The sequence below is a fragment of the Streptomyces sp. NPDC057486 genome, from assembly GCF_042802415.1.
GTDB lineage: Bacteria > Actinomycetota > Actinomycetes > Streptomycetales > Streptomycetaceae > Streptomyces > Streptomyces yanii.
Window position 1 is genome coordinate 1 of the sequence record NZ_JBHVEE010000239.1, and the last position, 7,504, is coordinate 7,504.

Annotated in this window: 1 protein-coding gene and 1 pseudogene; both read right to left on the minus strand. The window is 70.5% G+C overall.

Going from position 1 to position 7,504, the window contains the following annotated elements; all coding sequences use genetic code 11:
- Positions 1-6,227, minus strand: a pseudogene (locus ACFU6I_RS47075) (SDR family NAD(P)-dependent oxidoreductase); the annotation flags it as partial.
- Between the two features lie 417 nt (positions 6,228-6,644).
- Positions 6,645-7,361, minus strand: coding sequence for a class I SAM-dependent DNA methyltransferase (locus tag ACFU6I_RS47080; RefSeq protein ID WP_384380334.1), 717 nt, complete (start codon positions 7,359-7,361; stop codon positions 6,645-6,647).
- Positions 7,362-7,504: the final 143 nt, after the last annotated feature.

A 7,504-nucleotide genomic window follows, 5' to 3' on the forward strand; every position in this document is an offset into this window, starting at 1 on the left:
CCGGCATCAGCCAACGCCGCCCGAATCACCCGCTGCTGCGAAGGCCCGTTCGGCGCCGTCAGACCGTTGGACGCACCGTCCTGGTTCACCGCGCTACCCCGCACCACCGCCAGGACCCGATGCCCATTGCGCCGCGCATCCGACAACCGCTCCAGCACCAGCACACCCACACCCTCGCCCCACCCCGTGCCGTCGGCGGCGGCCGAGAAGGACTTGCACCGCCCGTCAGGAGCCAGCCCGCTCTGCCGACTGAAGTCGACGAATGCCTCGGGGCTCGACATCACGGTCACACCGCCCGCCAGTGCCAGATCGCACTCGCCGCGACGCAGCGACTGGGCCGCCAGATGGAGGGCGACCAGGGAAGACGAACAGGCCGTGTCCACCGACACCGCCGGGCCCTCCAGGCCGAACGTGTAAGCCACCCGGCCGGAGACCACGCTGCCGAGGCTCCCGTTGCCGAGGTAGCCCGCGATGTCCTCCGGAACCCGGCTCTGCCGGCCCCAGTCGTGGTACATGACACCGGCGAAGACACCGGTCCGGCTGCCGCGCACCGATGCCGGGGCTATGCCCGCCCGCTCGAACGCCTCCCAGGACGTCTCCAGCAGCAGTCGCTGCTGCGGGTCCATGGCCATCGCCTCGCGCGGGCTGATCCGGAAGAAGTCGGGATCGAACTCCGTCGCGTCGTGGAGGAACCCTCCCTCCCGGACGTAGCTGGTGCCTGGCCTCTGCCGGTCCGGGTCGTAGAGGGCGCTCACGTCCCAGCCGCGATCGGTGGGGAATCCGGTGATACCGTCCGCCCCGTCCGCGACCAGCCGCCACAGCTCCTCCGGGGAGGCCGCTTCGCCCGGATACCGGCAGGCCATGCCCACGATCGCAATCCGTTGCTCATCGTCCCGGACCACCGCGGCCGGTACCGTCTCGGCGCCCTGCTCCCGTGCCGTGTCACCGAGTTCCCTCGCCAGCAGGCGGGCCACGGCTCCGGCGGTGGGGTGGTCGAAGACCAGCGTGGCAGGCAGTCGTACACCGGTCGCGGTGCCGAGCCGGTTGCGCAGTTCGAGTGCGGACAGGGAGTCGAAACCCAGGTCGTTGAAGGGTTGTTCGACGTCCACCGCCTCCGGCGTCGCATGTCCCAGCACGGCGGCGACGTGCGCGCGTATCAGGTCGAGCAGGTGGCGCAGGCGCTCAGGTTCGGACAGTGCCGACAGCCTCCCGGCCGAGGAGGAACCCGTGGGCCCAGCGGCTGCCATGCGGGATGCGGAGGGTGTGCGGACCAGTCCGCGCAGCACCGGTGGGACCCCGTCCGCGGCGGCGTGCCCGCGAAGCGCGGCGAGGTCCAGGCACACGGGGAAGAGGAGCGTGTCATCGGAGCCGAGCGCCGCGTCGAAGATCGCCAGGCCGTAGTCGGACGGGAGGGCGCGCACTCCGGAGCGGTTCATGCGATGCAGCTCGGTGTCGCCGAGCCGCGCGGCCAGGCCCTCGTCGTGCTGCTCCCACAGGCCCCAGGCGAGTGACACGGCCGGCAGCCCCATGGCCCGCCGGTGGGCGGCCAGGGCGTCCACGTAGGTGTTGGCGGCGGCGTAGTTCGCCTGCCCAGCCGCTCCGAACGTGCCGGACACGGACGAGAACAGCATGAAGGCCGACAGGTCGAGATCGAGGGTGAGTTCGTGCAGGTGCCAGGCCGCGTCCGCCTTCGGGCGCAGCACCGCGTCCAGCTGGTCCGGGGTCATCTCGGTCAGCACGCTGTCGTTCAGCACTCCGGCCGCGTGCACCACGGCGGTCAGCGGGTGCTCGGCCGGTACTCCGGCCACCACCTCGGCCAGGAAGTCGCGGTCGGCGATGTCTCCCGCGACGACCGAGACCCGGGCCCCGGCGTCGGTGAGCTCCTCGACGAGTTCCCGGGCGCCCGGTGCCGCCACTCCGCGCCGACTCACCAGCAGCAGATTCCGCACGCCGTGGGTGTGCAGCAGCCTACGGGCCACCAGAGCGCCGAGACTTCCGGTGCCGCCGGTGATCAACACGGTGCCGTCAGCGTCGAGAGCGGCGGGCGTGTTCGCACCGGCGTCCGCGGCTCTCGCCAGCCTGGGTACGAGCATGCGGCCTTCACGCAGCGCGAACTCGGGTTCCTCCGTGCCGAGGGCGGCGGTCAGAGCGCGCCGGGAGTCGGCCTCTCCATCGATGTCGGCCAGCACCAGGCGGCCGGGGTGCTCGGCCTGGGCCGCGCGGACCAGGCCCCACAGGGGTGCGGAGGCCAGATCGATCGCCCCTCCACCGGGCACGGCTACGGCGCCACGCGTGACGACCACCAGCCGTGTACCACCGGTCCGTTCGTCCGCCAGCCAGTCCTGCAGCAGGCGGAGCAGGTGGCGTGCCGAGAGCCGCGCCGCCGGGGAGCCGTCGTCTGCGGCGTCCCTGCCGGGAACGCACAGGACGGCGGTGTCCGGGAGGTCGTCGCCAGTGAGGTCGGCCCAGTTCCGGACGGGCGTACCGAACAGGTCGGACAGCCCGTGGATGTCGTCCTCCCACAGCACCGTCCGGCCGCCCGGGCGCCGCTCGGGCACCGGGTGCGGGGTCCACTCCAGCCGGAACAGCGAATCACGGTGCCCTGCTCCCGCAGCGCCGACCAGGTCCGCGGTCACCGCACGCAGCACCAGGGATTCGACGGAGGCGACGGGCCGTCCGGAGGAGTCGGCGAGTTCCAGGGCGAAGCCGGCCCGGCCGCCATCGCCTTGGTGGCCAGGGCGGGAGATTCGCACGCGGAGCGAGGAAGCACCACGGGCCCACTGGGACAGCCCGCCCCATACGAAGGGCAGGCGCAGACCCGGCTCGTCGCCGTCGAAGTCGAAGAGGCTCACCGCATGCAGCGCGGCATCCAGCAGCGCCGGGTGCAGCCCGTAGGACGCGGCGTCCGCCTGTGCCTCCTCCGGAAGCCCTACCTCGGAGAAAACCTCGTCCCCGCGTCGCCAGGCCGCACGCAGGCCGCGAAAGGCGGGCCCGTACTCGAGCCCGGCCGCGGCAAGATCCTCGTACACCGTGTGCAGGTCGACGGCGTCGGCGCCCTCGGGCGGCCACGCGGCGAGGTCCCCTTGGACGGGTCCTCCGGCGGCGGCCTGTCGGAGCACTGCCGTCGCGTGCCGCGTCCACACCTCCTCGGCGTCGTCCTCCTCCGTTCCCTCGGGCGACTGCGACGAGTAGAGGGAGAGAACACGGTGCCCGGATTCGTCGAGGGGGCCGACGAAGACCTGGACCGGGACTCCGCCACGCTCCGGTAGGACCAGCGGCGCTTCGAGGGTCAGTTCCCCGACCGCCCCGCACCCGACCCGGTCGGCAGCCCGGTGCGTCATCTCGACGAACGCGGCACCGGGCACGACCACACTGCCGTGTACGACGTGTTGGGACAGCCAGGGCAGAGTGTCGACGGACAGCCGGCCGGTCATAAGGGTGCCACCCGAAGCGGGCAGGCTCACGGAGGCGCCCAGGAGCGGATGGCCGACCGCCCGCAACCCCGCGGAGGCGGAGTCCGTGCGGTGCTTCGAGGGCGTCCAGTACCGCTTGCGTTGGAAAGGGTAGGTGGGCAGGTCGGTCCGGCGCGCTCCGGTGCCGGCGTACAACGTCGGCCAGTCAACCGTGCCGCCGTCGACGTGATAGGCGCCGACCGCGGCGAGCAGGGCGGTCGTCTCGGGGTGCCCCGGCCGCAGGGTGGGGGTCAGCAGGACACCGTCGGTCTCGGCCAGACACTGCTGCGCCATGGCGGTACAGGTGGTGTCAGGACCGATCTCCACGAACCGGTCCACCCCCTGCCCCTCCAACGCCCCAATCGCGTCATGGAAACGGACCGGCCGACGCACATGAGACACCCAGTAGCCCGGATCGCACAGCTCCTCCGCCGTAGCGGTCACTCCGGTCATCGTGGAGACGATCGGGATCTCCGGCCGGTGGTACGACAGACCCTCGGCCACCTTCCGGAACTCACCCAACATCGGCTCCATCAACGGCGAGTGGAAAGCGTGACTCACCGTCAAACGGCGAACCCGCCGGCCCCAGCCACGCACCTCCTCCGCAACCGACTCCACCACCGAGGCCTCACCCGACACCACCACCGACACCGGACCATTGACCGCCGCCACACCAACCCGGCCCCCGACCCCGGCCAGCAACGGCAACACCTCCGCCTCACCAGCCTCCAACGCCACCATCGCACCACCCGACGGCAACGCCTGCATCAGGCGACCACGAGCCACCACCAACGCACAGGCATCCTCAAGCGACCACACCCCCGCCACATGCGCAGCCGCCAACTCACCGACCGAATGCCCCACCAGCACATCCGGCACCACACCCCAGGACTCCAACAGCCGGAACAACGCCACCTGCACCGCGAACAACGCCGGCTGCGTAAACCCCGTCCCATCCAACAACACCGCGTCCGCACTGCCCTCCAGCGCAAACACCACATCCCGCAACGAACGCCCCACACGCCCGTCCAACACCGCACACACCACATCAAAAGCCTCGGCGAACACAGGGAACGCCTCATACAACTCACGCCCCATACCGGCACGCTGCGACCCCTGACCCGAGAACACGAACGCCGTCCGACCCCCGACATCCGCCACACCCCGAACCAGACCCGGCGCCTCCACACCCCCCACCAACGCCACCAGACCACGGACGAGTTCACCACGGTCCACACCGGTCACCGCAGCCCGACGCCGCAGATGGGACCGCCCGGTCGCCAGCGAGTACGCCACATCCATCGCAGCCCGCCCCGGCTCCGCCGTAATCTCCTCCAGCAACCGCGCCGCCTGGGTGCACAGCGCCGCCGGGCTGTGCGCCGACAACAGCCAGGGTGCCGCGGGACCGTCGTCCTCCGGCACCACCTCAGCAGGAGACTCCTCCGGCGCGGCGACGTGTTCCTCGATGATCACGTGCGCATTGGTGCCGCTGACACCGAACGAGGAGATTCCCGCGCGGCGCGGACGCCCCTCGGCCTCCCAAGCACGTGGCTCGGTGAGCAGTTCCACCGCACCCGCCGACCAGTCCACCTGCGGCGACGGCTCATCCACATGCAACGTCCGCGGCAACACCCCGGACCGCATCGCCATCACCATCTTGATCACACCAGCCACACCCGCCGCCGCCTGGGTATGCCCGATATTGGACTTCACCGACCCCAGCCACAACGGACGACCCACCCCACGATCCCGGCCATACGTCGCCAGCAACGCCTGCGCCTCGATCGGATCACCCAGACGCGTCCCCGTCCCATGCGCCTCCACCACATCCACCTCAGCCCCGGACAACCCGGCATCAGCCAACGCCGCCCGAATCACCCGCTGCTGCGAAGGCCCGTTCGGCGCCGTCAGACCGCTACTGGCACCGTCCTGGTTCACCGCGCTGCCCCGCACCACCGCCAGGACCCGATGCCCATTGCGCCGCGCATCCGACAACCGCTCCAGCACCAGCACACCCACACCCTCGCCCCACCCCGTGCCGTCGGCGGCGGCCGAGAAGGACTTGCACCGCCCGTCAGGAGCCAGCCCGCGCTGCTCGCTGAAGTCGACGAAGGTGTCGGGGCTCGACATCACGGTCACACCGCCGACGAGGGCCTTGGAGCAGTCGCCACGGCGCAGCGCTTGGACCGCCCAGTGCAGGGCGACCAGCGAGGAGGAGCAAGCGGTGTCCACGGACACCGCCGGACCCTCCAGACCCAGGGTGTAGGCGACCCGGCCGGAGACGATGCTGCCGACGCTGCTGCTGCCGGGGTAGTCGTGGTACATGACGCCCGCGAAGACCCCGGTCCGGCTGCCCTTCAGTGACAGCGGCGGAATACCCGCCCGCTCCAACGCCTCCCAGGACGCCTCCAGCAGCAACCGCTGCTGCGGATCCATACCCAGCGCCTCACGCGGCGAGATACCGAAGAACTCCGCGTCGAACTCCGCCGCGTCGTAGAGGAACCCTCCCTCACGGGCGTAACTGGTGCCGGGCCTTTCCCCCGTGGGGTCGTACAGCCCGGTGAGTTCCCAGCCGCGGTCGGTCGGGAACCCACTCACCGCATCGACCCCGTCGGCGACCAGCCGCCAGAACTCCTCTGGCGTGGTCACCCCGCCAGGAAACCGGCAGGCCATGCCCACGATCGCGATGGGCTCGCAGTTCCGTGCCTCGGCCTCGCGGAGCTGCCGTCGGGTTTCGCGGAGGTCAGTGGTAGCCCTCTTGAGGTAGCTGAGAAGTTTTTCCTCGCTGGTCACCGAAATTCCCCCACGGCAAACGGTCGGAGTCCTCGCACAAATCGACGGGAATCCACGAGCGGATATGCGGAATCTGGTATCCGGGAGACCCGATCGGACGATAGCGCGCGTCGCGGCGGTGCAAGACCCCTAATTTCTCGCTCTTCCGCCCCCTTACAGGGGCTCTCCCGGGCTTAGGGGTCCTAAGGGATGTCCCGCAATCCCTGGCGGGCGCACGACGACAGCTGCGGCACCTGGTGCTGCGACCGGAAAGGTTCACCGGCTCGTGACGCCCGGCACGGCACCTCGCTGCGTTGTCGCATCACCCGAGTACGTCCGGTACGAGGGCGATCCTCCGCCTTGCGATGCACCCCGCATCCGACGGCGCACGCTGATCCACCAGGGATCACGGGACAGCCCTTAACGTCGTACCCCGACGAAGAGACCGCGGCCGGAGAGCCCGCCCTCGATGTAGGTCGGCGTCAGGCCGGCGCGGTCGAAGGCCTCCTCGTACTCATCCCGGGTGAACAGGGTGATGAGCGTGCTCTCGGTGAGGTGTCTGACACCGCTCATGGGGTCGGCGATGAGGCAGTGCACGTCCATGCGGCTCGCCCTGCCCTCCAGGCTCGAGTGCGACACCCGGGCCACGGTGCGATGGTCGGCCGTCACCACGTCGCCCGCTACGTGGCGGGGCAAGAAGGTCTCCGGGAACCACCAGGGGTCGACGACCACCACTCCGCGCGGCTCGGCCGCATGCCGGGCGAAGCACCGCAGCGCTTCGGCCAGTTCCTCGACGGTCGACAGGTGCCCCACCGAGGCGAAGAGGCAGGTGACCGCGTCGAAGGTGCGACCGAGGTCGAAGGATCGCATGTCCCCGAGGTTCAGCCGGACACCCGGAAGCCGGCGCTGGGCCAGGGTGAGCATGTCCACGGAACGGTCCAGCCCCTCGACCTCCTCGAACTCCCGGGAGAAATGGGTGAGGTGGAGGCCTGTGCCGCAGGCGACGTCGAGCAGGGAGTTCGCATCCGGTTTGTGCGAGCGGATCACATCGCAGAGGCGCTTGGCCTCCGCGGCGTAGTCCTTGCCCCGGCCCTGGTGGACGAGGTCGTAGATCTCGGCATCCTCAGCTTCGTACATTCATCCCTCACATCATTCGCGTCGGGCGTTCGTTGGTGACCAGTCGGGGGGGGGGGCCGGGGGGGTGGGGGGGGCCCGGGGGGGTGGTGGGGGCGGGGCTGCTCTCCCGGTCGTGCGGGTCAGAGCTTCTTGCCGCACAGGAC